The sequence below is a fragment of the Paenibacillus sp. TSA_86.1 genome, from assembly GCF_052691815.1.
This window is the reverse complement of the sequence record NZ_JBQZGE010000010.1, coordinates 95679-121818: the sequence shown is the minus strand read 5'-3', so window position 1 is coordinate 121818 and position 26140 is coordinate 95679. Positions and strand designations below refer to the sequence as shown.

Below are 26140 nucleotides of genomic sequence, written 5' to 3'. Positions count from 1 at the left end.
GCAGCTGCATCACTCTTCCGAACGAAACTTGTTTAAACCAGGAGAATGTTTTGCAACGAGTGATGCATAGCTGTGACCCTATATCTCAAATTTGCACTTCCTATTTTTAAATTAAGCAAATGAAAATGAAATTCTTAATCTCATCTATCTTTTATTAAAAACAACAAGCAGAGCAGCGATGTCCTAACATGGCTGCTTTACAGGTTGCAGCCCCAGCAGTGGGACTGATGCAGAAAGGAAGCCGAGTCATGAAAAATTTCGTCATTCTTGGAGGCGGTTATGGCGGCCTCACGATCATCAAGGAACTTTTGGAAGGTAAAATTCCGGCAGACACGCAAATTGTATTGGTGGACCGGAGTCCATTTCAGGGATTAAAGACCGAATATTACGCACTCGCAGCAGGAACGGTATCGGATTACGACCTGCGTATCCAATTTCCGGTAAATGAGAAAGTGACACACCGTTTCGGCGAAGTGACTGCCATTAATCTGGAGCAGCGTCAGATTGAATTCGAAGGTCAGGAACCGCTTGAATATGACAAGCTGGTCATTGGACTAGGTTGTACGGATCGTTTTCATAATACACCCGGTGCCGAAGAATACAGCTGTACCATTCAAAGTTTCAGCAAAACACGCGAGACGTATCTGCGCCTGAATGAAGTGAAAGCTTATGGTCATGTTCACATTGTGGGCGGTGGCTTAAGTGGAGTTGAAATGGCTGCCGAATTACGTGAAAGCAGACCCGACCTGAATATCAGCATTCTGGATCGTGGCGAACGTGTATTATCCGCATTCCCCCAACGTCTCTCCTCTTATGTTCACGAATGGTTCGGCGAACATCAGGTTGAAGCACGAGGACATATCGCCATCTCCAGGGTTGAGCCCAATGCAATTTACAACCGCGATGAACAGATCCAGACCGATGCTGTTGTATGGACGGCAGGTATTCAGCCGGTGAAAGTGGTCCAAGACCTCAATGTGACGAAAGACCCGCAAGGTCGCGTCGTATTAAATGAATATTATCAAATTCCGGAATATACTGACGTTTACGTGGTAGGTGACTGTGCGAGTGTCCCTTATGCACCAAGTGGTCAGGCTGCGGAGGTTCAGGGTGAACAGATCGCTCATATTCAGCATGCCCTCTGGAAAGGCGAAAAGCCCAATCCGCAACCTCTTAAGCTTCGCGGCACACTGGGCGCACTTGGCAAGAAGGCTGGATTTGGGCTGATGGGCAAAACGTCCATGATGGGACGGGTGCCTCGTATTTTGAAAAGCGGCGTGCTCTGGATGTCCAAGCGTCATCTCGGTTAATTGAGGTTAATCGAGATCCAGCGCGTCCCAGGCGTCTGCTTCGGCAATTTTGGCCAAAATGGCGTTATACAGATCCTCCACTTTGTCCGTGGTGACCACTTCACCATTAACTAAGGCAAAAGGTGTCATATAACATTGACCACAATTGGTCAGACAGCCGTATTCGATCACATCATAGTCTGGATTTTCATCCAGCTGATCCATGATTTCATCGGTGCCAAAATGCATATTGTTAGCACAAAATTCAATAATTGGTCTCATTTCAGTTCACCTGCTTTGTTTGACCATTTTAATTTATGGTCATTTGTAATATAATATAAGAAGGAAAGGAGTTGAACAATATGAGCGAAAACGCACAAAGCACCATGTATGATGAGGTATCTGATGTGCTTGATAAACTTCGTCCGTTCCTGCAGCGCGATGGCGGTGACGTGGAACTGGTCGACGTGGAGGACGGCATCATTAAGCTGAAACTGGTCGGTGCCTGCGGCAGTTGCCCAAGCTCCACCATTACCTTAAAAGCCGGGATTGAACGCGCCCTTCTTGAAGAAGTCGAGGGTGTACAAGAAGTCGTACAAGTATTCTAATCAATCCTTCACGAAATAAACCTCAGAGAGCCTTTCGCTTCGTCAGAAGCGAGAGGCTCTTTTTTTGTAATTCCATCAGATTGTAGGCCTGATCGGATCAAGCCCGCCTGATACATCCATAATGTTGCCTGTTATAAAATCCGAATGATCCAGACACAGATACGTGATCACTCGCGCAATATCTTCTCCACTCCCCGGCCGCCCTCTCGGCGTTTCCTTATCGGGTATCCCTGCAATATCATCAATCGTTTTCTCTTTGTTCGCACCACGAATATCTCCGGGGCAAACCATATTGACCGTAATCCCATTGGGTGCTTCTTCAACCGCAAGGGTCTTGGTAAACGAAACCAGACCTACCTTGGCAGCAGCATATACGGCACGATGAGGCCAGGATCTTGCTTCACCCGCATGACTGAAGCCAAAATGAATAATCCGTCCCCATTGCTTGCGGCGCATTTCGGGCAGGACGAGCTGATCCAGAATCATCGGTCCCAGCAGGTTACCTTGCACCAGCATTTGCACTTCTGCTTCAGAATAGTCTGCGAACACCCTGCGCTCACGCACAAATGGACCCGCGTTATTCACTAAAATATCAATATGACCCAGTTGTGCTTCCACCGCTGTAACGAGTGTATGAATCTCTTCCGCCTTGGATATATCAGCCTGAACGGCAATGCAACGTACCCCTTTGGCGATAATCTGAGCTTGCAGCGATTCAGCTTCTGACCTGCTGTGCACATAATTAAGGGCAATGTGACATCCCTGATCCGCCAAACTGAGGGCTGTCATTTTACCAAGGCCTTTGGCACTTCCCGTTATGAGGGCAATCTTTCCCTTCACGTTCATCCCCCTCTTCAAAGAGCAGTCACTCATCCAGTATAAAAGATTTAGGCCCCTCTCACAACTTGTAGCCCTTCACAAACTATTCCAGTTATTTTATGAATACAAATAAGTCCTTATTATCCAAATTCATCTTGCTTAAGCCAAACACCTATGATAATGTCTTAAAGTCGTTTCTTATCTAAAAAAGAATATTATTTTCATTTTTGAAAGGATCGTGTTCAATGAAGAAATGGTTCAAATCTGCTTCATTTAGACTCACAATGGCGTTGATGCTAATGCATTCTTTACTCTCAACCGGTGATGGGCTTGTCTCTGCTGACAATGAGAATATTACCTCGTCCAATGAATACCAATGGGTGGTTGGCCCGAGTACTGTATCCTTGGACGGGAAGGCCTCACTAGAGCTTCCAGCAAACTTCTCATTTCTAAGTAAAACGGATACACAACGTTCGATGCTGGATACGGGTAATCAGCCGAACGGGAATGAGATCGGAAGCATGTATAGTAACGACCCTATGGGTTCATGGTCCGTCATATTCGAATACGTACAGAGCGGGCATATTCATGACGATGACGAGAATCAATTGGATGCTCACGAGTTATTAAGCAACTACATCCGTTGGGAAGTCGAACATAACCGTGATGCAACCGAAGAAAACGAGCTTCATGTAACGGGATGGGAGGTTGAACCTGAATATAGTCCTTCCAGTCATCAACTGATTTATGCACTTGGCTTCAAAGATAGCTACGAACAAGCCTTGGTCAATTATAATGTTAATCTCTTAACTCGCGAAGGTTATATCACTGCGATTCTTGTAACCCAAAAGGCTAATTTGGAGCAAAGTCGTGCTGCTTTTGAAGAAACGGTACTTCAGCATCTAACCGTGAATCCCGGATATAAGTATGAGGATTATAATGATAAAACAGACCAGACATCGCGTCTAGGCCTGAACAGCCTCGTTCTGGGAGGCATTCCTTTTACCGCTGAAGATGAAGGAATATGGTCATTTTTGAAACATAGATGGTACTGGGGTCTAATTGGTCTAATATTATTATTCAGCTGGGTCAGATACCAACAAAAGAGAGATGCATTACATCAAGAGGAAACACAGTACCCGGTGACCCGAGAATATAACTATGAAGAACATGAGCAGCAGCATAGTGCAGAACAGAATGAATTAACCTACTACCGTTCATCTGACACACGTTCTAAAACAGACAATACATAATATATGTTCATGATCAAAACAGCAATGCGCAAAGGCCGCTATTCTCCAGGTTAGAGAGTAACGGCCTTTTTTTGTCATAACATGGATCAGCAGTAATTATGCTGTTTTAACTTATTTCACCTTAAAATGCAGGTTCAACTGCACCTTGGTAACGTTCTTTGATGAATTTTTTCACCGTTTCGGAGTGAAGAGCTTCGGCCAGTTTTTTGATCGCGTCGGCGTCTTTGTTATCTTCACGGGACACGAGAATGTTCGCATATGGGTTGCCTTGCAGATCTTCGATCAACAATGCATCTTTAGATGGATTGAGGTTTGCTTCCAGCGCATAGTTTGCGTTGATAAATACCAGATCGGCTTCATCCAGCTGGCGAGGCATCATGGCTGCATCCAGTTCGATGATTTCCAGGTTTTTCGGATTCGCTGTAATGTCCTGTTTAGTGGATGCGATGTTTGTATCATCTTTGAGGGTGATCAGACCTTTTTTCGCGAGCAGCAAAAGTGCACGTCCACCATTAGATGGGTCATTCGGAATAGCAACCTTGGCGCCATCTTTCAGTTCATCCAAGGATTTAATCTTTTTGGAGTAACCGCCAAAAGGCTCTACATGGACTGGAGTTACAGAAACCAGGTTAAAACCGCGCTCTTTGTTCTCGGTATCCAGGTACGGTTGATGCTGGAAGAAGTTTGCGTCCAGTTTCTTATCAGCCAACTGTTGGTTGGGTTGCACGTAGTCGTTAAACGTCACCACTTGCAAACGAATGCCCTGCGCTTCAAGCTCCGGTTTGATGCTTTCCAAAATTTCGGCATGCGGTGTAGGTGAAGCGCCGACTTTCAATTCTACAGTACGCGGAGCGCCTGCTTGGTTATCCGCACCGCTGTCTGATTTCTTGTTGTTGCCGCATGCTGCAAGCACTGCAATCATCATCAAACTGATTAGAATAATAGACCACTTTTTCATCTGTAAAACCCCTTCGCTTTGTATTTTTTCATCTATCTGTTATTTCCTGGTGAAATAAATGACCAGACGATCGCCAATCATCTGCAGAAGCTGAACCAGAATAATCATAGACACAACGGAAATGATCATGATCTCATTCTGATAACGATAGTATCCATAGTTAATGGCCAGTGTTCCCAGACCTCCACCGCCAACCATCCCCGCCATCGCCGTATAAGACACCAGCGTAACGATGGTAATCGTAACTCCGGCAAGCAAGCCAGGTAACGCCTCGGGCAGTAACACCCGTCTGACGATCTGTCCTGTGGACGCCCCCATTGCCTGTGCTGCTTCAATGACACCGCGATCCACTTCACGCAACGTATTCTCCACCAGACGTGCAAAATACGGAGCGGCCGAAATGACAAGCGGTGGAATGACACCAAGTACACCTGTCGCCGTACCCACAAGCGTACGTGTAAACGGAATAAGAGCAACAATTAATATGATGAAAGGTACAGATCGCAAAATATTAACAATGATCGATAAAATAACGTAGGTTATTCTTGATTTCGGTGAAGCCGAGCGGCCTGTCATAAACAGTATTACACCAAGCGGCAACCCCAGAATGACGGTAAACAAACCGGCAGCTGCTAAAATCTGCAGTGTCTCAATGGAAGCCGTGCCAACCTCTTCCCAGCGTACTTTGGAAAAATCCATTATCGCAACACCTCCACATCAAGTCCTTCTGCGGTTAGTTCAGACAAGGTCTGCTCCATCGCACGGGAGTCACCTTCGAAACGCACCGTCAGTTGACCATAAGGAACCTGTTTGATGGTAGAGATGGTGCCTTGCAATATAGCAAAATCCACACCTGTTTTGCGAACCGTTCTCGACAGAATCGCTTCATACGTTTTATCTCCGAGAAATGAAATCCTCACCAGCTTGGAGGATACACCTACTGGCAGCTCCGTTCCGGCATTCGCCAAAACCGTCTCTTCCAGTGCCAGTCCACCTTCGCTGTCACGTGAGACAAAATCTCTTGTAATCGCATGCTGCGGTTTCAAGAACACTTCCGTTACTGGCCCTTGTTCTACGATACCGCCTTGATGGATAACAGCCACTCGATCACAAATGTTCTGAATGACGTGCATCTCGTGAGTGATCAGCACAATGGTCAAGTTATACTTCTCGTTAATATCCAGCAACAGCTTCAGAATCGAATTCGTTGTCTGCGGGTCAAGTGCTGAAGTTGCTTCATCGCAGAGCAACACACTTGGATCACTTGCAAGCGCCCTCGCTATGCCTACCCGCTGCTTCTGTCCACCGGACAGCTGTGCCGGATATTTGCTGCTATGCTGCTCCAGACCCACCAGAGCCAGCATTTCCTTCACTTTGCGATCAATCGCATCCTTAGGTGTATTCACCAGTTTTAATGGAAAAGCGACATTGTCGTACACCGTTGCAGAAGACAGCAGATTAAAGTGCTGAAAGATCATCCCGATCTTGCGTCTTTGCTGCTGCAATTCGCCTTTGCTAAGCTCGGTCAGGTTCATACCATCCACCCAAACCTCCCCCTCCGTCGGGCGCTCAAGCAAATTGATACATCGAATCAAAGTACTTTTCCCCGCACCGGAGTGACCAATTACGCCGAATATTTCACCCTTCTGAATGCTCAGATCAAGGTTTGACAACGCAGTCGTTGCTTTGGCACGTCTGCCATATGTTTTGGTTAATCCAACCAGTTCAATCAATAGTACTGCTCCTTCCCCATCACCTACATATATCTTTACCCGAAGGAAGGGAAAACTCCCCTTTCTATGCAAAAAAGAACCCCTTTGCAGATACAAAGATGGCTCTTCACGTGAAATGACCTTCTCATCTGCCAAAATCATGCCACACATGATTCTGTAGGAATTAGCACCTAACACCTGCAATGAGAGGCATTATGCCATCATCACAGATCGGTTGCCGGGCTTCATCGGGCCTGTCCCTCCGCCACTCTCGATAAGAGAAATATAAAATTGTAGGTTTATATAGTTTCATGTAGTTCATCATGTATAATGACCGAACTGCATCAAATGCTGTATTATAGACAAGATTCCTTGTAAGTTTCGATCTGGAACTCAGTATAATTCAAAGTATTCCGATTTGTCAAATGGTATTATTTATTTCAAATACACGCATCCGTTTAACGTTTCATCATCTGTTTACGCCAGATTCGATTAATGTATCGATATGCCATATTCAGCGTCTCACAGACCATATCCACACCCTGCTGCATCTCCAGAAGATGCTGATCCAGATCCTCGAGCTTTACTTTTCCGCGCATCGTCTGATGTAACTGCCACAAGTCATCCTGCATCTCAGAGTTCATGTAGTGAATCTCCATATTACGTCTCTTGCGCAGTTTGCTCATCGGCTCCCGATAGGCTTCCTTAATCTTAATTAATTGCTGTGCCAATTCATGATGGTCGCGGTAATAATCAAATTGCCTTAGAACGGTATAATAGGAGAAATGAACCTTTGTTTTAGAGGTGTTTAATTGGAAAATCTCATTTAATACGGTACCTAATTTATCCAGAATAGCGAAACAACGAATAAATGCATCTTTGTAAAAATAAACGTACCGAGCATACTCCGCCTTTTCAGCAGAGCTCATATCTCCCGTAGAACCAGCTACCACTTTTCTGCGAAAATGGGCGGCTGCAAAATAACTCTGCTCCAGTTCATCCAACGAGGATATAAGTCCCTGCGTCCATACATACAATTTCCGATAATCGTGGTTCGGATCATGGTCTATATACATCTGTTTCTCAAAAGACTCGAGTGTGAACGCCATGGTATCCATAGCTTCCTTCAATTTCCCCTGATTCACTCGTGGCTTTTCTCCTAATAAAGTACGCAGCATAGATGGCCTCCTCTTTCCACTGATGAAGCAAAATATATGACTTCACAGCTGTTGAACAGCTGAAGATGCAGCTTAAGCCTATACTTAAGCAAAAATTTAGAAATAGCGTTCATCATTCGCTGATCAGGACAACTTGGTTTAGGTTGCCCTGCAACCTTCAACATCAAACAAAAGTCCACCTCTCCAATGATCTACATCACCGGATGGTGGACTTTCCAACATGGCCCAGCGCAGTTTCGGAACAATGCACTAACCTTTCTTGGTAAATACAAAATTCATAAGCTGTTTAGAAACGGTTCGCCGGACGGTGCAGCTTGTACACAAGGAAGCTCATGTACGTCAGAATACCAAACAGTATGGCAATGTCCAGCATATGTGCCAGCGCAACAAACATGTAAATTTCCGGACGGCTGATCGTCCACATCATGATCATACCGATGACCACTTGCATCAGGATCAAACCGACGGATAACACACCCAGTGTCCGCAATTCGCGATTATCCGGATGTTTACGATAAGCAAAATGTCCCAGGATCGCAATCACGATCACGAGCGACACCGCTGCCAGACGATGTGCAAAAGCAACAGCTACTCCGCCAGAGAGTTCTGGAACAATCTGTCCGTTACAGAGCGGGAATCCGGAACAACCGCCTGCTGAATTCGTATGGCTTACAAACGCCCCTGTGTATACGACCAGATACGTATAGATGGTTGAAAACCAGACCAGGTTGCGGAATCCTTTGCTGACGCGAGGATATTGATTCAGACGTTCCAAGCCGCCATGTTTCGCCTCCTGCCGAATGCCAAGAGCCATCATCAACGAGCTGGCGAAGGCAATAAGCGCGAATCCAAAGTGAAGCGCCATAACCGCTGAAGACTGCGAGAAAACAACGGCAAATGCACCCATGATTCCCTGAATGATCACAAATATAAGAGTGAGTAACGAGAATAATTGCAGATCACGACGCTGTTTGCCAAATCGTAAGAAAGCAACAAACGAGGCGATGGATAGCAGCCCTGCCAGTGCACTGACGGCACGGTGGGAGTATTCAATCAGTGAGGCCACAGTATGTGCTGGCACAAGCTTTCCGTTACACAAAGGCCATTCGGTTCCACAGCCAAGGCCTGATTCTGTTTTGGTCACAATTCCACCGCCAAAGGTAGCCAGAAACATGACGAGACAGGTTAATACGGTTAACCATTTAAATAGTGTTAAGTGCTTCAATTTTTTCTCACCCGCTGTTGGTTTAAGATGGCGAAGAAGTTCTTCGCTTGATAATCATGCTAAATTCATTCATTTCTTCACTGCTTGATGCAAAAAAAACAGTCCTTGCACCAGCTTGTTTGATAACATTGACACTAATTTCACAACTAAATTCATTATACCGGATAAAATCATCATTGACGCCGCGCTTTGTGACAAAATGTTAACGTCTGATAAAACTTTGACCCGGAGGTCATTATATTTGAATTTATTTATTTTCAATTTAATTATGTAAGCCTCGAACAAACTCGATAGCCTGAAACTCCTCATTAATCAGCTTAGGTTCGTCAAATTCACTCCTCAGCTGTCCGATTACAAAAAAACAAGGCTGTCTTAAGCCCAATTATGGCTCAACCGACAGCCTTGTGTTTGCATACCTTTTTCATAGTCTACCCTATCTTAGGTTAATTCATTCCTAGCTGAGTTTCGTCATTTCGCAGCTACGCGTATCTACAACTCGATTCAGCTCACCTTACTTGTGAATGGTGTTGTATACCTCAACCGCGCGATCCAGAAATTGCTCGATCTCTTCTCTCGACTTGCGCAGTTTGTTTACGTAACGCACTAATTCCCGTCCGTCTGTGTAGGCTACAAAACTGGGAATGCCCAGAATGTTTTGTTCCTGACTCACTGGTCCCACTTGATCTACGTCCACTTCAATCAATGTCAGCTCACGTTCATACTTCGTTTCCACCTCAGGCATAAACGGATCGATGTACTTGCAGTCCCCACACCAATCTGCCTTGAATACGGCTACCGTCAAACGTGGGGATTGAATCGCCACATCAAATTCCGGTTTGGATGTAATCTGTTCCATTTGTCACATCTCCCTTTCTGTACCTTGTCTACATCTAAGTGAAGCAAATTGGTGATTGGAAGTCAAATGTTCGGCGCATACTTAGAATAACCACAAGTTCTGGCTCATCAAACACAGTTTTTCATGAAAGGATGTTCCATTCATGACTTCCACCAGAAGCGACTCTTCGGAAACGCATCACCAGGGTTCCATTATGCAGATCGTTCGCTCCATTCCCGGAGCAGCCCTGGAAGTATGGCGCGGCAAACAGGCTGCCTGGCATGCTTCCTCCCAGCTCAGACACCCTTCACGTGACCTGAACTGGAACGCAGATACTGCTGCTGCTCTGCAGGCTGAAGTAGAGCGGTTAATACCTGTAGCAGGCAAATCATCTCCTACGCGCAACATTCACGCACAAAGTGCACTGGTCTGTGAGGAGGATTGTATCATTCTCGAAGAAATTAAAAACTTAACGCAGCAGCACAATCGCAGTAATGTGACCCGCACCGCTGCTTATCTGGAATGTTATGAACAGTACCCCGAACTGCACTGGGCTCTGCTGGCGCACATGGTATCTCGCAACGGCGGATATCATATGACCGACTTACAGAGCGACCTGATGCATAATCTGCAAAATCAGGAGGACCGCGAGCATATGTATCGCCTGCTGGAGCGGTGCAATGCCCTTATTTTTCAAGATGCATATCCTCAGTTGCAGCTGTATATGCACAGCCGGCGGCTTGGGCGAAGTTGCTTCCATCTGTTGTCCCACTTTCACGTATCGGCGTTTATGACACCGTTCTGGGAACGCTTTTGGCTGGAACGATGCAGTTCCATACTCAGTGTGGCCTTAATTATTAATGAGCAGAACTATATTGAGAGCCGGGTGGTACAGCATCCGTATTTTCAAAAAGAGGTGCTCTCCAAGCCTGCTTTTCATCTGCATAATCTGGCTGGCCTGAACCACATCGTTTTTCCTCTTGGACAAGGAGGCGGACTCGCCGGGCGGGTCATCGAACATTTTGGCAAATTAAATGAACGTATCCAGTTCGGCAAAGGACTGTATGCCTTGTTATTCGGTGCCCAGCAAGTGCTCCAGCAAGTACTGGAGTTCGCACGAACTGTACCTCACCGCGGCTCAAGAGCGGAATATTGGCCAGGCCTGTTTACCAAGCACCACGAGGGGCCAAGAGACCGTAACCTGTATACGGAAGCTTTACTGAACGAAGAATGGTTGCCGGAAGGTCATCGTCTGTACTCTCCCGAGTTACTTACCGTCTGGGGTGACACACCCTATGAGCCGATTACAAGGCATGACTGGCTTGAGACGAGAGATTGCCTTGGATACCTGACCTCGCCACGCAGACCTTGGCTGTTTGAAATGAGTCATGAGCATCGGTACGGTATGTTAAAGACAGCGCTCGCCCATGATGTACAAGCAATTACCCACTAATCGACGGCAGAGTCATACAACGACATGGATCAAAAACAATCCAAGCACTCGCCACTGCAAGACCAATGCAAAGATAACATTCACCGTCACGGAAGCCAGCTCCTTATGCAATAACAATAAAAAAAAGCGCCGTCCGCCACCAGAGCAGACCGCGCTTTTTTTTCCTAAACTTATCCCCGTTGTCCAGCACCGCGTTGCAGACGCATAAGTGGACGAAGAATTTTTTGCAGAATTCGCGGATAACTACCCAGCTCGTCCTTACGCAAGACACGAAGCACAACCATCAGAACGAGGTATACCACAACGACCAGCACCCCAACGACCATACAGGTTAACAGGAACGCCACCCGTGCAGGCAAGAATGCACCGAAGATTTGATTCCCCGCCCAGTTGGTCGCAAACCCGACAGCTCCTGCCAGAAGCACGGTAAGAATAAATCCAAGCCAGCGATCTCCCATAATCGAGAAATCCACAATTTTGCGCAACACACGCAGGTTCAGATACGTGATGACCAGGAAACACAACGCAGTTGCAATGATAATCCCGTATATGCCAAAGATCGGCGCCAAAATGAGACTCGCAATCAACTTCACGATAATACCTGCCGCTACACTGATCATCGTAATTCTTGGTTTTCCCACCCCAAGTAAAATGGAGTTCGTTGTCATCATTGTAATCTGGAAAATGGTACCGAACGTCAGCAGCGTAATAATCGGCGTTCCGTCCAGACTACTGAACAGCAATCCGTTTACCGAATAAGCCGCTGCACACAATGCAATCACAATCGGCATCCCGGTCAGGATGGAAATACGCATTGCCAGGGTAACCTGATTTTTCAGATGCAACTCATCCTTGCGGGCAAATGCTGCCGAAATAACTGGCACAAGGGACTGACTGAGGGCAATCGCCAGAATAGGCGGAATTCCCGCAATACTTTGAGCTTTCGCACCGAGAATCGCCAGTACGCCTGTTGCTTCGCCCAGACCGATCCGTCCACTAAGCAGCGGAACAACGAGGGAAGAATCGATAAAATTAATTGCCGGAACAGCAAGTGAAGATAAAACGATCGGAATCGATAATTTGAAAATATCCGTATATATACCACGCATCGGAAGCTGCTCCGCACGCTCATAGTGAAGCTGTGCCGCGCGATCAGTCTTGCGCTGCTTCAATGTGAAATACAACATCACGGAGAAGGCGCCGATACTACCAAAAACACCACCGAAGGATGCCCCGGCTGCAATCGTCTGATCATCGTAGTTCCATTGTAACATCACATAGGCTACCAGAATCGCTATACCTACGCGTGCAAACTGCTCTACGATCTGCGAGATACCGCCTGCCGTCATATTACCGCGTCCCTGGAAATAACCACGCATCATCGCGATCGCCGGGAAAAGCAACAAGGCCGGAGCCAGCGCCCGAATGGCACTTACCGATTCCGGTACTTTGGAAATATGGGTAGCATAGAACGGTGCCGCGAGCCATAACAGAACAGACATGACCACGCCGGCCACCGCCGCGAAGATCAGGGCTGCACGGTATATCTGCTGTGCTTCACCCGCGCGCCCGAGCGCGTAGCGTTCCGAAACCATTTTACTCAGCGTACTCGGTATACCCGCCGTTGCAACAGTTAACAGCATTAAATACACCGTGTTGGAGATTGTGAATGATGCGTTACCGATATCTCCGAGGATATGCTCAAGCGGCACGCGCTGCACCAGACCAAGCACCCTTGCAATCAGTGCGGCAGCAGCCAGGATGAGCGTACCCTTAATGAATGTTTCCTTCTTAGACAAACGAATTCCCCTTCTTTCCCCCACACCGGATCTCTCTCCGGCCCTAAGCTATTCCTGACACCTATGCGAATCGAACCACCCAAATAATGAATAACACAATCATTACGAGTTGCAAAATAATTTTCATCACCGTGCTGGTAAACAGCCCGACAACAGAGCCAAATCCAACTTTGGATGCTTTGGAAGGCGATGAACCGCCGATCAACTCTCCGATAAATGCACCGATGAATGGCCCCAGGACAAGTCCAAAGGCCGGAATCACAAACGGGCCAATGATCACACCAATGGTACTTAGCGTTGTTGATAGCTTGGAACCGCCGAACTTTTTGACACCCCAAGCACTCACCACGTAATCCGCCACGAATAGCACTACCACGATCAGAATCTGGATAATCCAGAACCAGACCCCAAACGGATCAAAGCTGAAGAACCAGCCGTAGACCAGAAACGCGAAGAAAATCGCGATTGCACCAGGCAGAATCGGATACACCGTACCTGCCATACCTACTGCAAACAGCAGTACAATTAAAATCCAGCCAACGGTTGCGAGCAACGTTTACTCCCCCTTCAAAATATGTTCACGAATCAGATGGGCAATGCCATCCTCATTGTTGCTTCCAATAATTAAATCGGCCGCTTCCTTAACCTGCTCCTGTGCATTACCCATTGCCACACCCAGACCGACCGCTTCAATCACAGCGAGATCGTTCAGACTATCGCCTACAGCGACCACCTCAGTCATCTCGATACCCAGCAGCTGGCACACTTCGGCTACACCAGTAGCTTTGGATACATTCTCCGGGTTTACTTCAATGTTCACAGGAGAGGAATTGGTCATTTGCAGGCCGCCCATCTCTTGTAGTTCCATCATGATCTGATGACGAATCGCATCGTCCTCGGTGGTGAATCCGAATTTCAGCCACTCCAAACCTTCGATGTTATCCGTCCAACGATCCCGGTTATACAGTTCTTCCACGGAGTATGCCCAGTACCAGCTGTTATACTTCTCCCCGATCTCATGCATTTTACGGATCAGATCCGGATCCATCAGATGACGCATGTGAAGCTCATGTGGAGCTTTCCAGACCTCACTGCCGTTGACGGTTACCATTGGTGTTTCCAGTCCAAGCTGCACCGCATATGGCATAGCGTGGTATACTGCTCTTCCTGTAGACAGGCACACATGCACCCCGCGGCGGATCGCAATCTGTATCCACTTGGCCGTATCCTGTGTAATTTCATGATTATCATTGAGCAATGTGCCGTCCATATCCAGGGCGAGCAGTTTATACTTCAGTTCACTCATGCTGTAAATCCTCCTCCAGTATTTCTCTCTTTCTCTTAAACAACAAGATCGCCCGGTATCCGCCAATGGCGGACGCCCCGGACGTCGCAACTAACGCCATTTTACCACAGATCATGCATATGCAACAAAATAACCCGTATTCGAATCTTTGACACTGTATTTCAGCTTTTATTTGAAATTCACGAACGCCAAAAACCGCCTGCGAAGCAGACGGTCTCTTGAATCAACTGATTTGTGCAAGTCCAAGTTAAAGGTACAAGTCATGCATAAAGTGATATGTCACTCCTGAACCTTAATCACCAGTGCTCATCGTGCCGCATATTTACGACGTACATAACGAAGCACGATACCATGTTTTGGTGACAGTAGTAATGCAAGTACAAACAAAATTCCAGCTACAGCCACCATACATCCTGCAATAGAAGCATCCATAGCATAAGCCATCAGGTAACCACCAACAGAGGAAGCCGCACCGATCAGGACAGCGTACAGAATCATTTTGCCAAGCTGATCCGTGAGCAGATAAGCCGCTGCCGCAGGTACAATCAACATGCCCACAACGAGAATGGAACCTACACTTTCAAAAGAAGCAACCGATGTCATGGATACGAGACCCATAAGTAGATAATGGAACAAAACGACCGGTATGCCGCAAGCTGCAGCCAGAGCGGGGTCGAAGGCACACAGTTTGAACTGTTTGTAGAACAGTCCAACAACCACAAGAATGACGAGTAATGTAATACCCAGCATCCACACTGCTCGTGGTCCAACATCCATCCCCCATAGAGTTAACGTATCCCATTGCACATAAGCAATCTCTCCGAACAATACACAGTCCAGATCCAGATCGATATGCTGTGCGTTCAGACTAATCAGGATGACCCCTACGGCAAAGAGTGCTGTAAATACGATGCCAATGGAAGCATCGGAAGACAGCCCCCCCGCCTGCAGACTCTGAATAAAGAATACCGTCAATAATCCGAATACGGTTGCACCCAGGAGCATCCACAGGGAGTCTCTGGAACCGCTCCACAGAAATGCAATCGCAATTCCTGGTAATACAGCGTGACTAATCGCATCCCCCACCAGGGCCATCCGGCGAAGAATCAGGAAACAACCGAGGATGGCACAAGCAGAGGATACTAATATTGCCGTTAAAATAATCCAGAATGTGGCCATCTACATCTCCCCCCGTTTCTGCGCTTGAGTCTGTGTAGAACACATCTGCAACGCAGCCTGCTCTTCACGCATATACGTTGATTTCGCCTGCATACTCCGCAGCTTGCGGGCGAGCAACCCGCGTCTCGGTGCGAACAGAACAGATACGGCAAACAACACCGTAGCCGCAAGCACCGTTACCGGTCCTGTCGGCAGGTTAGGAACAAACGTGCTGAAGATCGTTCCTGCTGCACCACTTAATGCACCGAACAATCCAGCCAGCAGCACCATAAGAGCGAGCGAATCGGTCCAGCATCTTGCCGCCGCTGCAGGGGTCACCAGCAGTGCTGCAACTAATACCACACCGACCGCCTGAATTCCGGCCACTACGGCAATGACAGTCAGCAATAGAATCAGCTGCTCCAATAACCCAACCGGCAACCCCATACCTCTTGCAAAGCCTGGGTCAAAGCTCACGAGCTTAAATTCTTTAAACCAAACCAGGCAGGCCACCAATAGTACAAGGCATACTCCGCCCATCACATACACATCCGTTAACACCATCGATGCCGCTTGCCCGAACAGGTACTTGTCAAGTCCGCTTTGGCTTCCGCTGGCGCTATGTTGAATACGTGTCAACATTACCACACCGATCCCGAAAAATACGGTCAGCACGATACCCATTGCTGTATCCTGCTTGATCCGGGAAAATCGGGTGATCCACGAAATCCCGAAAGTTGCTACAATGCCCGCAACGAGTGCACCGAGCAAGAACAATGCAATCGATTTGGTTTCCGTCAACATAAACGCAATACAGATCCCCGGCAGTGCCGCGTGAGCAAGTGTATCTCCCATCAGACTTTGACGACGAAGAAAGGTAAATGATCCGATAATACCGCTACTGAAGCCAAGCAACAGACAGCCCAGCAATATCCAACGTGTGTTCGGATCTGACAGAATAGAGACCATCCAATTCCACATGGACTACACCTGACCTTTCTCCGATCGGCTGCCGATCATCGCGATTCGGCCTCCGTAGGTCTCCTGTAATGTCTCCGCTACAAATACTTCACTCGTTGGTCCAGCGGCAACCAAGCGTCCGTTAAGCAGCAGTACATGATCGAAGTATTCCTCCACTGTAGCTAGGTCATGATGAACGACCAGTACCGTTTTACCCTGCTTTTTCAGCTGCTCTAATAAGGAAATGATCGCTTTCTCTGTCGTGGCGTCCACCCCTGCAAACGGCTCATCCATGAAATAGAGATCTGCATCCTGTACCAGTGCTCTGGCGAGAAATACCCGCTGCTGCTGTCCGCCGGACAGCTGGCTAATCTGTCGGTACATGTAATCCCCCATGCCAACCTGTTCCAGACAATGAGCGGCCAGATCCTTTTCTTTTTTCCCTGGACGGCGGAACCAGCCCAGATGTCCGTATCGTCCCATCATGACAACGTCTAACGCATGGGTCGGAAAATCCCAATCCACAGACTCCCTCTGCGGCACATATCCAATACGCCGGCGTGTTTCACGATAAGACCGTCCAAAGATTTCTACGTCACCGTGCATTTTCGGCACAAGCCCCAGAACCGCTTTGATCAACGTAGACTTGCCTGCACCGTTCGGTCCAAGAATGCCGACAAGCTGTCCTTCAGGTATCTCAAAAGACACATTGCTCAGCACCGGCTTTTTGTGATAAGCCACTGCCAAATTGCTTACACGAAGAGGTGAAAGTGTAACCTTGGTTCCTTGTCCGATCAGATCACTAGCTGCCTTCTCTACTGGTTGTTGTATTGCATTCATATCATTCATTATCGTCGCTCTCCTCTCTTCTGGATCATTATTATTTCAAAGCAGCCGCGATGGTTTCGACATTGTGCCGCACCATTCCAATATAGGTGCCCTCTTCGGTTCCCTCGGCTCCCATAGCGTCAGAGAACAGTTCGCCACCGATTTTTACGGTATGACCCTTCTCAGCTGCACCGGCAATGATGGCTTCCATTGCTTTCGCAGGTACACTTGATTCGATGAATACCGCTTTGATCTGATTTTCTACCAGAAAATCACGTAGTCCACTTACATCTTTGGCTCCGTATTCCGCTGCGGTACTGATGCCTTGAAGCCCCATCACTTTAATCCCATAGGCTTGACCAAAATAACCAAAAGCATCATGTGCTGTAACCAGTACACGGCTCGCTTCAGGAATCTGTCCGATTTTCTCACGCACTTCCTTATCTAATGCTTCCAGCTTCTGCAGATAATCTCCCGCCTGTGCCTTATACTGCTCCGTATGATCAGGATCTGCTTCAATCAATGTGTCACGAACAGCTTCGGTGGCAATCATCCAGTGTTTTACATTAAACCACACATGTGGATCATACTCCGTCCCACCTGTCGCTTGACCGGAATGCAACTCCTTCACAGGAATTTTTTCGGCAACTGCGGTGACAAGTTTACTTTTGGACATTTTCTCCAGAATATTTGTCATTTTGCCTTCCAGATGCAGTCCGTTATAGAAGATCACTTTGGCTTGCTCCAGTTTGCGAATATCCCCTTGCGATGCTTTATACAAATGCGGGTCTACCCCCGGTCCCATCAATCCCGTAACCTCAACATAGGCACCGCCCACCTCACGTGTTATATCAGCGATCATGCCCGTTGTTGCCGTGACCTGCACTTTGCCGCTGGCGTCTGTTCCCGGTGTGTTAGCACAAGCCGTGAGCACGATAATCAGAACAATACATGCCAGCGTAATGACTCCGCGCTGGATACTCCTCATCTTGACTTTTAACAATTCCGGCCTCCCCTTTCCCTCCACTAAAATATTTGTCCATAACTAATTAAGTTGTACAAGGTATCTAATTTTAAACATGTCTAATAATGTTTCCCTTGTGCAAATTTTAGCCGATGAAAAAACAAAAGGCAAGGGATATTTTCCCTCGCCTGTCCAAAAGTTTATGAAGTTTATTTAATGCAGTTTAATTTAATGCAGTTCATCAACTATTTTTTTATGAGCGCGCCATTGTACGTTCGTCGTTCGCTCTTCGTTTGTTCATGTTTAGCGATCCGATAATTTACTTTGCTCCTGATCCTTCTTACCCTTTGGGATGCCGTTCAGGCCATACACTTCATCATATGCATCAAAAATCTTGCGTGCGATAGGCGAAGCACTCACCGATCCAAACCCACCTTCAGGCACGACGACCGCTACAGCCAGCTTTGGATTATCCCGCGGGGCAAAGGCGATAAAGACACCGTTCTCCTTTTTATTCGGCCCGGTCCCTTGCTCGGATGTTCCTGTCTTTCTGGCAAAATCATAAGGGAACCCGTCAAAGGCACTCACCTTGGTGACCATACCCTTATGCACTTCGTTCCAGTGTGCATCGGCGAACTGCACTTCATTAAGCACCTTTGGCTTGAATTCCTTCACCACATTGCCCTCTGCGTCCCGGATTTCCTTCACGAGATGTGGCTCCATCCGTTTACCTTTGTTCGCCAGCATGGTTGTGTACTGGGCAAGTTGCATCGTCGTATATTTGGCTTGCTGACCAAATGACGCAAACGCAAGACGTGTCAGTGCAGATTCATTATTGTCTGCTTTATACTCCAACTGACCAAGGAACTCTTTGGGCAGATCAATGCCTGTCGAGACACCTAAACCAAAATCCTTCATGTATCCGTCCCACTTATCAAGGGCTTTTGTGGCACCATAATTATTCAGCAAACGCTTGCCCACCATATCAATCATAAAAGCATTAGACGACTTTTCAATCGCTCTCCGTGCGGTAATATTACCGTTGTAGGCCGAATGTGAGTTCTTCACTTGTCTTCCATCCTTGCCGAGTACAGCATAACCTTTATCATGATAAGTACTCCCCGCAGTGAACAGTCCCTCTTTCAGACCGATGAGAACACTCAGCGGTTTAATGACCGACCCAAGAAGAACAACGGACTCTGCGCGACTTGGCTTATTATCGTTAGGTGGAAAAGACTCTGTCGTTCCGTTACGGAATACAAATTTGATTTTGTCATAATCCCAGTCATTCGGATCATAGTCTGGCATACTTGCCATAGCTACCACATTGCCTGTGTCCACTTCCATAGCTACGGCGTAGCCCGTAATAGCCTTCGGCAGCTTTCGTAATTCATCCGTAATAGCCTGTTGTGCCGCAAGTTGAACCTCCTTGTTAATGGTGGAGATTAGACTATAACCTTTCTCTGGCGGGGTCAACTCCATCGCGCCCGTAGGCAAATTGCGAGAGTCAATATCAATCGATTGATATGCGCTTCGTCCTCGAAGCTCCTGCTGATATTGCAGTTCCAGACCATCGAATCCAACTCTCTCATCCTGTGAATACACTAATCCTGGATCACGTTGAGAAGCCGATTGCTCTATAATCGTTTTGTATTGCCTTAATGCACCTGCTCCCTTAAATTCTCGTGTATATCCAATAACCTGCACAGCGACCCGGTCGGGGTCATATCTTCGTACATTCTCTTCCAGCACCATCACGCCGGGATACTCCGTTTTTTTCTCCAAAAAAAATGCAATTTCCTGGGTCGTCAAATCTGACTTGACCAGTCTAGGAACATAACCGAATGTTTTCTGATGATCCAGATCCAGTCGTTTGATGATTTCCTCTGTGTCCGGTTGATTCTCGTCTCCCGGATTGAATCGCTTGAAAATATCTGCCAGTTCACGAGCCAGATTCTCCGCTTCCTGCCTGCGGTCATCATTGCGATAATCCTCATACAGCAGTACATAGAGCGACTGTACTGGCTCCGAATAAGCAAGCGCCACTTTCCCCGTCGCATCATAGATCGGTCCGCGTACAGGAGCAAGCGGAATTTCTTTCGTATTGCGTGTCGATTCCATATATGTCAGTTCAGGCCCTTCGACAAACTGAATAAATGCCAGCCGAAAGATCAGAATGCTGAATATAACAAAAGCCACGAAAAAAAATATATTCAGCCTGGCGCTGGAAGCTGTATTTACCGCTCTCTCGTCTTCATTCGGCGGTTTATTCCTGAGACGTTTAAACATATGCGGCCCCCCTGCGTGCGTTAACAAACTCTCACCTCTTAATTTTAACAAAAGGTGACTGTAACGTCTTTCTATTTTTGGTTACATTTTAGTAATATGATCCTTTCATACATAAACCAGCGTTGCATTACTCTAACTCTCGGCTAGCACTCTTCCCTCTATATAACGTAAGACGAAGGATTGGGTTCCATAAAAAACAACAAAAGGCCCCCGGGCCATTCCGGGGGCCTTTTTGTTTATTGCGTGGACGATCTCCATCACTGCATTACTGCGTACTCGTTTCTGTTTCTTTATTTTTATCCTTTTTTGGAATACCATCTAAACCAAACTCTTGATCGTAAGCATCAAAAATCGCGCGTGCAACCGGAGCGGCACTGTTGGAACCAAAGCCCCCTTCAGGGATCATCACAGCAACAGCCAGCTTTGGATTGTTACGAGGTGCATAAGCGATAAATACCCCGTTATCCACCAGTTTCCCTCCAATATTCTGTGTTGACGTACCTGTTTTTCTGGCAAAATCATAAGGGAAACCGCCAAAGGACGAAACCTCCGTAGCCATACCACGCTGTACCTCATTCCAGTATGCATCACTGAAGTCTGCTGTGCTGAGCACCTTCGGTTTTACCTTCTCCACCACATTGCCTTCCGAATCCCGGAACTCTTTAACAAGCTGCGGTTCCATGCGCTTTCCTTTATTCGCAAGCATCACGGTATACTGCGCGAGCTGCATCGTTGTATATTTTCCTTGTTGTCCAAAAGAAGCATAGGCCAGTTTGGTCAAGGAGCTTTCTTCACTTTTGATATACTCTTTATATCCTGCATATTCATTCGGCAAGTCCACTCCTGTTTTTATACCAAGACCAAACTGCTCCATATACTGATCCCATTTTTCAACGCCCTTAGCACCATATCGCGAGTACAGCTTCTTACCAACCTCGTCAATCATAAATACGTTGGAGGAATGACGAATGGCATCACGAGGATACATCGCGCCGTAAACGTGTCCGGATGAGTTCTGTACGCGGCGGTTATCTCCGCCAAATGTCGTTGAACCTCGGTCGATATACACCGAATTAGTGGTGAAGAAACCTTCCTTCAAACCAATCAATACACTCAGTGGCTTAATCGTTGAGCCGAGCAATACGACAGATTCAGCCCTTTTCTTGGATTCACCTGGCAGGAAGCCTCGGATTGTACCGTTCTGGTAAATATATTTGATTTTATCGTACTCTTCATTGCTTATGCTGCCCGTTCTCCACACATTGGTGTCGTAGTCAGGCATACTGGCTGCAGCTACAACTTTGCCCGTGTCCACTTCCATCGCTACGGCAAATCCGGTTTTTGCATTCGGATGTAATTTACCGGATACCGGATTACGATGTAGCCAGCTCAGCTGATCCATAATCGCCTGCTCCGTTTTCACCTGTACGTTTTTGTTGATACTGGAGATCAGGTCGTAACCTTTTTGTGGCGGCGTTGTACCCGCTACACCCTCAGGTAAGTTCCGTAAGTTCACATCAACCGACGTATAACCACTTTTGCCTCGCAGCTTATCCTGATACTGTAGTTCAAGACCGTCAAATCCGACAAACTCATTCTCCGTGTAGATCAAGCCCGGATCCATCTGTGATTTATTCGCCTCATCCACTTCTTTATACTTGTTCAATGCTTTGGAGCTTTTGAATTTCTTCAAATATCCAATGGACTGTACAGCAACCGTATCCGGATCGTAATAACGCACACTTTCCTCTACGATTTGCATGCCCTTGAATTCATCCTTGTGCTGGAGGAAGTAGGCAACTTCTCCTTCGGACAGATCACTTTTGATCAGACGTGGCATGAAACCATTCGACTTACGTGAATTCAGATCCATTTCCTCCATAATTTTCTCCACCGTTAACGATTCAGAGTCTTTGGCTTTATATTGTTCAAAGACATCATGCAAACGCTGAGCCGTCTCCTGAGCTTCGCCAATGTTCGGATTCGGCTGACCGTTCACATCCCCATAGTTTTTGTACAATGTGAGATACAGTGATTGAATCGGCTTGGAATACGCCAGCTTCACCGTGCCCGTAGAGTCATAGATGGTACCTCTAACGGTTGCAAGCGGCACATCCTTCGTAATGTTACTCGCTTCTTCCTGACTCAGCTCAGGGCCCTCAACGAACTGTAAATAAGCCAAACGCACAATAATAACACTAAAAATAACAAAGGAAGCGAAGAAAAATACGTTCATCCGGTAGCTAAAGCGCCGTTTGTCCGCAATTTCATCCTTCTCATGGGAATGTTTTTTCATTCATCCTACCTCTTTCATGACTTGATGCATACCGCAGAAAACATCTATTTCCGGCATAATGACCTGGCAACGTCATCCTATTTCGAACCTTGTCCGGTACAATATCAGGCTGACTGGTCTTTCAGATGGGTGTCGGCAAAATTGGGCGGATTAAACCAGTCTCCACTGACAGCCCACGTTGGATCAAGCGGAACCCAGCTTTGGGAATCACTTAAATACACTTCATTCCACGCATGAGGGCCGTAACCTCCCTGACCGTTGTATCCCAGACCTGTAACAACCTTGACATCAAGCCCTTGGGAACGAGCCATTACCGCATAGAGACGGGCATAATCTATACATACCCCTTTGCGTGTATCAAATGTGTTCTGCGGGTTCTGTTCATGCCATATCCCCTTCTGCTCGTAATCATCGACTTTCCCATAATCGTATTGAACCCGGGTGCCGACCCAGTTATACAAGGCCCTTGCTTTCGCTTCATCCGTGGACTGCCCTTTGACAATCTCCTTCGCAGCTTGCTCAATATCTGCAGGGATATTGTGATCAATTACTTCATATTTCCGCTGCAGAATACCTCCAAGTTCCTTCTGCACGGCCTGTGTAAATACAGGAAGCTTGTCCTTAATAAAGGTACCCGACAACGGCTCGATAACTGATTTAGCACCTTGCATATAGATTGGGGAAGCCTCTACATAACGGCTAAACATGCTGCCCGGATAGAGACTGACGATCATAAATAATACCGCAATCACAATCATTCCGCGTACTGAACCAATAACGGTTCCAATCACGGCACCTGTAAGACGACTCATGATGCCTTTAGGTTCAGCCTGTTCATGTCTTGCGTGTCTTCTGCTGAAAATGAAGGATGATACAAATCCAAGAATCATACGAATTATGCCATAACTTAGTACAAATAATACGGCGAACCGCATGAGCGGAAAATCCGCAATCGCTGTAACCAGCGTATAATACAACTGCTCCCACCGGCTTAACTCACGATTAGGCATAGACCCGGCATGTACAGACAACCATTGCTGTACATATGGCGCGAGCCATAACGTTAAACCGATGGATAACAAAATACCAATGACCGCCATAATACCATCCATCAGGAAACCAAAGAGTCTCCCCGCAGAACGTGAAGCCCCTCTGGCCCATCCCTGTAATAAGGAAGCCGCTACGATCAGCAGCAGTAGAATCGTAATCCCGTTAAACTCCTTCAGGCTGTCCAGCCAAGTTTGCAGCACGTCTTCATTCCTCCTTTATAACTACGAAGCAGGTGCTGTTTTGTTTTTTTGTGCCTGTTCGACAAAGGTTTGGATCGTATCGTTGCTCAGCTTCCATTCACCAACAGAAATGCCGCGGAATATGACATCGACTTTATCCGACTTCGTGCTCCCCTTAATCTCGACGTTAGGACTGGTAATCGTAAATTCACCATTCTGTCCAGCTCTATAGGTGGCCTTGGAAGCTTCCTCCAGCATAATGCTTGTTGCCTCTTTCTTGAGTGTGTCCATCGTGCTCGATTGAACGTCCGTGACGGTCTGTTTGATCTGTTCAATGGAGATGCCGCTGTATATCAACAGAGCCGCAATAATGATAATAGCAATCGCCCATTTTAACATCGTTTTGACTACATTGAGAACAAAGAACAAAATGATCAGCGCAACAACGATCACCAGCCAGTTCTGCATGACAAACTCTTTAATTACTTCTATGTTCATGATTACACCTTCCGTATTAGAGTTCATTTATGACTTCCCGAATATTATACATGATTTCCGAACCTGCTGTCAGCTTAGCCCCCTCCGTCAAAAATAAACGGTCTAAGTTCGTCCTGCGGGGCGTACAAGTAGTACCATGAGGATTCGTTCAACGAACGTAGACACGTTCAAGACCTGTGAAAGAACAGGCATCGCCTAACAAGGAGGGGCTCTAGTGAAAACGGCCATCTGGCTATACCTGTTTTTGTTTCTAGCGGTGTTCGATCTGCATGCACAGTATCCCATTCTTACGCCTTTTGCCATATCGCTCGGTGCAGCTCCCACCTTCATCGGCTGGATGATGGGCATTTATTCCTTAACCCATCTGCCTGGCAACTTGATTGCCGGAACACAGATCGATAAACACGGCAGCCGTCGATATATTGTGTTCAGTCTGATAGGTGCAGGTATCATCCTGCTCTTTCAGGCTCATGTTCACACCCCTTGGCAGCTGCTTGCGCTGCGCTCCATCAGTGGATTTGTATTGGCGTTTCTGTCTCCCGCATGTCTGGCGCTTCTCGCACAGCTCTCCAGTGATCCGGTGAAACAGGGCAAATACATGTCGGGTCATGGTGTTGTTCATACGCTGGCCTCCGTGGTGTCACCAGCCGCAGGTGCGGTTATCGTCGGCACCATGGGCTTTTCCGCCACCTTCTCCAGTCTCGGTTATCTGCTGATCCTGACAGGTGTCATCGCATTGTTAACAATGCCGCGTGGCCTTGTTCGACAGCCGCAGCCATTGACGGAACCCGCGAAGCCTGCTTCCGCGACTTCTGGCTCCGCTAACGCCAGTCATACGCCGCCCGAGTCGGCCAAAGCGTTTCTGCCCGTGTCTTGGCGTTATTTTATTTTGCCGCTGGTTATCGCCTGTGCTCAGGGTATTCTGTTCTTTGAACTGCCTCTCCGGGGAGGCGGGCACTCATCTATGATGTCAACGGGTTTACTATTCTCTATCATTAGCATCGGTGCACTGTTCACACTCAGCATGCTGTTCCTTAACCGTTACTCAGCCAAACTGCGTTTAGTTGCCGGGGTGCTGCTGATGTCCCTCAGTTTTTTTGTTATGGCAGCCATACCGCAAATTTCATTATCCGTCGTATTATTTGTGCTTGGGATGTCCAAAGGTATTATTTTCCCTGCCATGGCCACCCTTTTTATCCATTTAAGCGGCGGCAGCAAGCTTGGACGCATTTTCTCATTGCAGTCGATTGCAATCTCTATTGGCTCGTTCATCGGTCCGATTACAGCGGGACAACTAAGGCTTGGCGTATCTCCTTACTTTATTGCCTTTATCATACTAATGGTTGGTATCCTGTTGCTCCCATACTATACGACCAGACCGACTGCATCCCTCTCATCTTCCGATGCCAAAAGCGTTCTCGGGTAACAAACTTTGCATCATTCCCCCATTTCCAGATACACTATAAGTACATTCAGTCGATTT

24 protein-coding genes and 1 riboswitch are annotated in these 26140 nt (G+C 47.1%); of the genes, 5 read left to right on the top strand and 19 right to left on the bottom strand.

Annotated elements, in window-relative coordinates:
• Positions 1 to 248 precede the first annotated feature (248 nt).
• Positions 249 to 1310, top strand: a complete 1062-nt coding sequence (locus ACUTVW_RS18685) for an NAD(P)/FAD-dependent oxidoreductase (RefSeq protein WP_434753209.1) — start codon at positions 249 to 251, stop codon at positions 1308 to 1310.
• A gap of 6 nt (positions 1311 to 1316) precedes the next feature.
• On the opposite strand, the gene ACUTVW_RS18680 is transcribed toward ACUTVW_RS18685, so the two are convergent.
• Positions 1317 to 1571, bottom strand: coding sequence for a YuzB family protein (locus tag ACUTVW_RS18680; protein WP_441929858.1), 255 nt, complete (start codon positions 1569 to 1571; stop codon positions 1317 to 1319).
• Between the two features lie 80 nt (positions 1572 to 1651).
• On the opposite strand from ACUTVW_RS18680, the gene ACUTVW_RS18675 reads away from it, so the two are divergent.
• Positions 1652 to 1897: a NifU family protein gene (locus tag ACUTVW_RS18675; protein ID WP_053783253.1), complete on the top strand. Its 246-nt coding sequence runs from the start codon at positions 1652 to 1654 to the stop codon at positions 1895 to 1897.
• A 75-nt stretch (positions 1898 to 1972) separates the two neighbouring features.
• Here the strand turns inward: ACUTVW_RS18675 and ACUTVW_RS18670 are convergent, their stop codons facing one another.
• Positions 1973 to 2737: an SDR family oxidoreductase gene (locus ACUTVW_RS18670; protein ID WP_445647159.1), complete on the bottom strand. Its 765-nt coding sequence runs from the start codon at positions 2735 to 2737 to the stop codon at positions 1973 to 1975.
• A 224-nt stretch (positions 2738 to 2961) separates the two neighbouring features.
• Here ACUTVW_RS18670 and ACUTVW_RS18665 point away from each other — a divergent pair, with 224 nt between their 5' ends.
• Positions 2962 to 3969, top strand: coding sequence for a DUF2167 domain-containing protein (locus tag ACUTVW_RS18665; protein ID WP_445647158.1), 1008 nt, complete (start codon positions 2962 to 2964; stop codon positions 3967 to 3969).
• 121 nt (positions 3970 to 4090) lie between these two features.
• On the opposite strand, the gene ACUTVW_RS18660 is transcribed toward ACUTVW_RS18665, so the two are convergent.
• From ACUTVW_RS18660 to ACUTVW_RS18635, 6 genes are all read right to left on the bottom strand, one after another.
• On the bottom strand, positions 4091 to 4927 hold the full coding sequence (locus tag ACUTVW_RS18660; RefSeq protein WP_445647157.1) for a MetQ/NlpA family ABC transporter substrate-binding protein: 837 nt from the start codon (positions 4925 to 4927) through the stop codon (positions 4091 to 4093).
• A gap of 39 nt (positions 4928 to 4966) precedes the next feature.
• Positions 4967 to 5626 carry a methionine ABC transporter permease gene (locus tag ACUTVW_RS18655; RefSeq protein WP_445647156.1) on the bottom strand — a complete coding sequence of 220 codons (660 nt, stop codon included), beginning with the start codon at positions 5624 to 5626 and terminating at the stop codon, positions 4967 to 4969.
• On the bottom strand, positions 5626 to 6660 hold the full coding sequence (locus ACUTVW_RS18650; protein ID WP_445647155.1) for a methionine ABC transporter ATP-binding protein: 1035 nt from the start codon (positions 6658 to 6660) through the stop codon (positions 5626 to 5628). The genes ACUTVW_RS18655 and ACUTVW_RS18650 overlap by 1 nt, the downstream gene beginning before the upstream one ends.
• Before the next feature lie 121 nt (positions 6661 to 6781).
• Positions 6782 to 6920, bottom strand: a riboswitch (SAM riboswitch).
• A gap of 177 nt (positions 6921 to 7097) precedes the next feature.
• On the bottom strand, positions 7098 to 7817 hold the full coding sequence (locus tag ACUTVW_RS18645; RefSeq protein WP_445647154.1) for a Cthe_2314 family HEPN domain-containing protein: 720 nt from the start codon (positions 7815 to 7817) through the stop codon (positions 7098 to 7100).
• Between the two features lie 286 nt (positions 7818 to 8103).
• Positions 8104 to 9042 (bottom strand): COX15/CtaA family protein, encoded by a 939-nt coding sequence (locus ACUTVW_RS18640; RefSeq protein WP_445647153.1) that lies wholly within the window; start codon positions 9040 to 9042, stop codon positions 8104 to 8106.
• A gap of 511 nt (positions 9043 to 9553) precedes the next feature.
• The gene (locus tag ACUTVW_RS18635) at positions 9554 to 9898 is read right to left on the bottom strand and encodes a thioredoxin family protein (protein ID WP_445647152.1); all 345 of its coding nucleotides are present in this window, start codon (positions 9896 to 9898) and stop codon (positions 9554 to 9556) included.
• A 142-nt stretch (positions 9899 to 10040) separates the two neighbouring features.
• Here ACUTVW_RS18635 and ACUTVW_RS18630 point away from each other — a divergent pair, with 142 nt between their 5' ends.
• A complete protein-coding gene (locus ACUTVW_RS18630) occupies positions 10041 to 11330 on the top strand; it encodes a DUF2515 family protein (RefSeq protein ID WP_445647151.1) in 1290 nt (429 codons plus the stop codon).
• Between the two features lie 170 nt (positions 11331 to 11500).
• Here the strand turns inward: ACUTVW_RS18630 and ACUTVW_RS18625 are convergent, their stop codons facing one another.
• From ACUTVW_RS18625 to ACUTVW_RS18575, 11 genes are all read right to left on the bottom strand, one after another.
• On the bottom strand, positions 11501 to 13129 hold the full coding sequence (locus ACUTVW_RS18625; protein WP_445647150.1) for a putative polysaccharide biosynthesis protein: 1629 nt from the start codon (positions 13127 to 13129) through the stop codon (positions 11501 to 11503).
• A 61-nt stretch (positions 13130 to 13190) separates the two neighbouring features.
• Positions 13191 to 13631 carry a DUF456 domain-containing protein gene (locus tag ACUTVW_RS18620; RefSeq protein ID WP_145336354.1) on the bottom strand — a complete coding sequence of 147 codons (441 nt, stop codon included), beginning with the start codon at positions 13629 to 13631 and terminating at the stop codon, positions 13191 to 13193.
• A gap of 54 nt (positions 13632 to 13685) precedes the next feature.
• Positions 13686 to 14435 (bottom strand): Cof-type HAD-IIB family hydrolase, encoded by a 750-nt coding sequence (locus ACUTVW_RS18615; protein ID WP_445647149.1) that lies wholly within the window; start codon positions 14433 to 14435, stop codon positions 13686 to 13688.
• A gap of 306 nt (positions 14436 to 14741) precedes the next feature.
• The gene (locus ACUTVW_RS18610) at positions 14742 to 15614 is read right to left on the bottom strand and encodes a metal ABC transporter permease (protein ID WP_445647148.1); all 873 of its coding nucleotides are present in this window, start codon (positions 15612 to 15614) and stop codon (positions 14742 to 14744) included.
• Positions 15615 to 16574, bottom strand: coding sequence for a metal ABC transporter permease (locus ACUTVW_RS18605; protein ID WP_445647147.1), 960 nt, complete (start codon positions 16572 to 16574; stop codon positions 15615 to 15617). It lies immediately after the preceding gene.
• A gap of 3 nt (positions 16575 to 16577) precedes the next feature.
• Positions 16578 to 17402 (bottom strand): metal ABC transporter ATP-binding protein, encoded by an 825-nt coding sequence (locus ACUTVW_RS18600; RefSeq protein WP_445647146.1) that lies wholly within the window; start codon positions 17400 to 17402, stop codon positions 16578 to 16580.
• Positions 17403 to 17433: 31 nt separating this feature from the next.
• Complete coding sequence (locus ACUTVW_RS18595) at positions 17434 to 18369, bottom strand: metal ABC transporter solute-binding protein, Zn/Mn family (RefSeq protein ID WP_445647203.1); 936 nt, start codon at positions 18367 to 18369, stop codon at positions 17434 to 17436.
• A gap of 279 nt (positions 18370 to 18648) precedes the next feature.
• A complete protein-coding gene (locus ACUTVW_RS18590) occupies positions 18649 to 20634 on the bottom strand; it encodes a peptidoglycan D,D-transpeptidase FtsI family protein (RefSeq protein WP_445647145.1) in 1986 nt (661 codons plus the stop codon).
• 265 nt (positions 20635 to 20899) lie between these two features.
• A complete protein-coding gene (locus tag ACUTVW_RS18585; RefSeq protein ID WP_445647144.1) occupies positions 20900 to 22930 on the bottom strand; it encodes a peptidoglycan D,D-transpeptidase FtsI family protein in 2031 nt (676 codons plus the stop codon).
• 104 nt (positions 22931 to 23034) lie between these two features.
• The gene (locus ACUTVW_RS18580; protein WP_445647143.1) at positions 23035 to 24180 is read right to left on the bottom strand and encodes a transglutaminase domain-containing protein; all 1146 of its coding nucleotides are present in this window, start codon (positions 24178 to 24180) and stop codon (positions 23035 to 23037) included.
• 21 nt (positions 24181 to 24201) lie between these two features.
• Positions 24202 to 24657 carry an ATPase gene (locus ACUTVW_RS18575; RefSeq protein WP_445647142.1) on the bottom strand — a complete coding sequence of 152 codons (456 nt, stop codon included), beginning with the start codon at positions 24655 to 24657 and terminating at the stop codon, positions 24202 to 24204.
• Between the two features lie 214 nt (positions 24658 to 24871).
• Between ACUTVW_RS18575 and ACUTVW_RS18570 the strand changes: the two genes are divergently transcribed.
• Positions 24872 to 26083, top strand: coding sequence for an MFS transporter (locus ACUTVW_RS18570; protein WP_445647141.1), 1212 nt, complete (start codon positions 24872 to 24874; stop codon positions 26081 to 26083).
• The last annotated feature ends 57 nt before the right edge of the window (positions 26084 to 26140 follow it).

Excerpts from the sequence above, each read along its gene's own strand:
- ACUTVW_RS18595 (WP_445647203.1), bottom strand. The coding sequence starts at position 18,369 with ATGAGGAGTATCCAGCGCGGAGTCATTACGCTGGCATGTATTGTTCTG.
- ACUTVW_RS18620 (WP_145336354.1), bottom strand. The coding sequence starts at position 13,631 with ATGGCAGGTACGGTGTATCCGATTCTGCCTGGTGCAATCGCGATTTTC.
- ACUTVW_RS18655 (WP_445647156.1), bottom strand. The coding sequence starts at position 5,626 with ATGGATTTTTCCAAAGTACGCTGGGAAGAGGTTGGCACGGCTTCCATT.
- ACUTVW_RS18635 (WP_445647152.1), bottom strand. The coding sequence starts at position 9,898 with ATGGAACAGATTACATCCAAACCGGAATTTGATGTGGCGATTCAATCC.
- ACUTVW_RS18615 (WP_445647149.1), bottom strand. The coding sequence starts at position 14,435 with ATGAGTGAACTGAAGTATAAACTGCTCGCCCTGGATATGGACGGCACA.
- ACUTVW_RS18575 (WP_445647142.1), bottom strand. The coding sequence starts at position 24,657 with ATGAACATAGAAGTAATTAAAGAGTTTGTCATGCAGAACTGGCTGGTG.
- ACUTVW_RS18660 (WP_445647157.1), bottom strand. The coding sequence starts at position 4,927 with ATGAAAAAGTGGTCTATTATTCTAATCAGTTTGATGATGATTGCAGTG.
- ACUTVW_RS18605 (WP_445647147.1), bottom strand. The coding sequence starts at position 16,574 with ATGTGGAATTGGATGGTCTCTATTCTGTCAGATCCGAACACACGTTGG.
- ACUTVW_RS18675 (WP_053783253.1), top strand. The coding sequence starts at position 1,652 with ATGAGCGAAAACGCACAAAGCACCATGTATGATGAGGTATCTGATGTG.
- ACUTVW_RS18600 (WP_445647146.1), bottom strand. The coding sequence starts at position 17,402 with ATGAATGATATGAATGCAATACAACAACCAGTAGAGAAGGCAGCTAGT.
- ACUTVW_RS18630 (WP_445647151.1), top strand. The coding sequence starts at position 10,041 with ATGACTTCCACCAGAAGCGACTCTTCGGAAACGCATCACCAGGGTTCC.
- ACUTVW_RS18665 (WP_445647158.1), top strand. The coding sequence starts at position 2,962 with ATGAAGAAATGGTTCAAATCTGCTTCATTTAGACTCACAATGGCGTTG.
- ACUTVW_RS18610 (WP_445647148.1), bottom strand. The coding sequence starts at position 15,614 with ATGGCCACATTCTGGATTATTTTAACGGCAATATTAGTATCCTCTGCT.
- ACUTVW_RS18685 (WP_434753209.1), top strand. The coding sequence starts at position 249 with ATGAAAAATTTCGTCATTCTTGGAGGCGGTTATGGCGGCCTCACGATC.
- ACUTVW_RS18590 (WP_445647145.1), bottom strand. The coding sequence starts at position 20,634 with ATGTTTAAACGTCTCAGGAATAAACCGCCGAATGAAGACGAGAGAGCG.
- ACUTVW_RS18585 (WP_445647144.1), bottom strand. The coding sequence starts at position 22,930 with ATGAAAAAACATTCCCATGAGAAGGATGAAATTGCGGACAAACGGCGC.
- ACUTVW_RS18680 (WP_441929858.1), bottom strand. The coding sequence starts at position 1,571 with ATGAGACCAATTATTGAATTTTGTGCTAACAATATGCATTTTGGCACC.
- ACUTVW_RS18645 (WP_445647154.1), bottom strand. The coding sequence starts at position 7,817 with ATGCTGCGTACTTTATTAGGAGAAAAGCCACGAGTGAATCAGGGGAAA.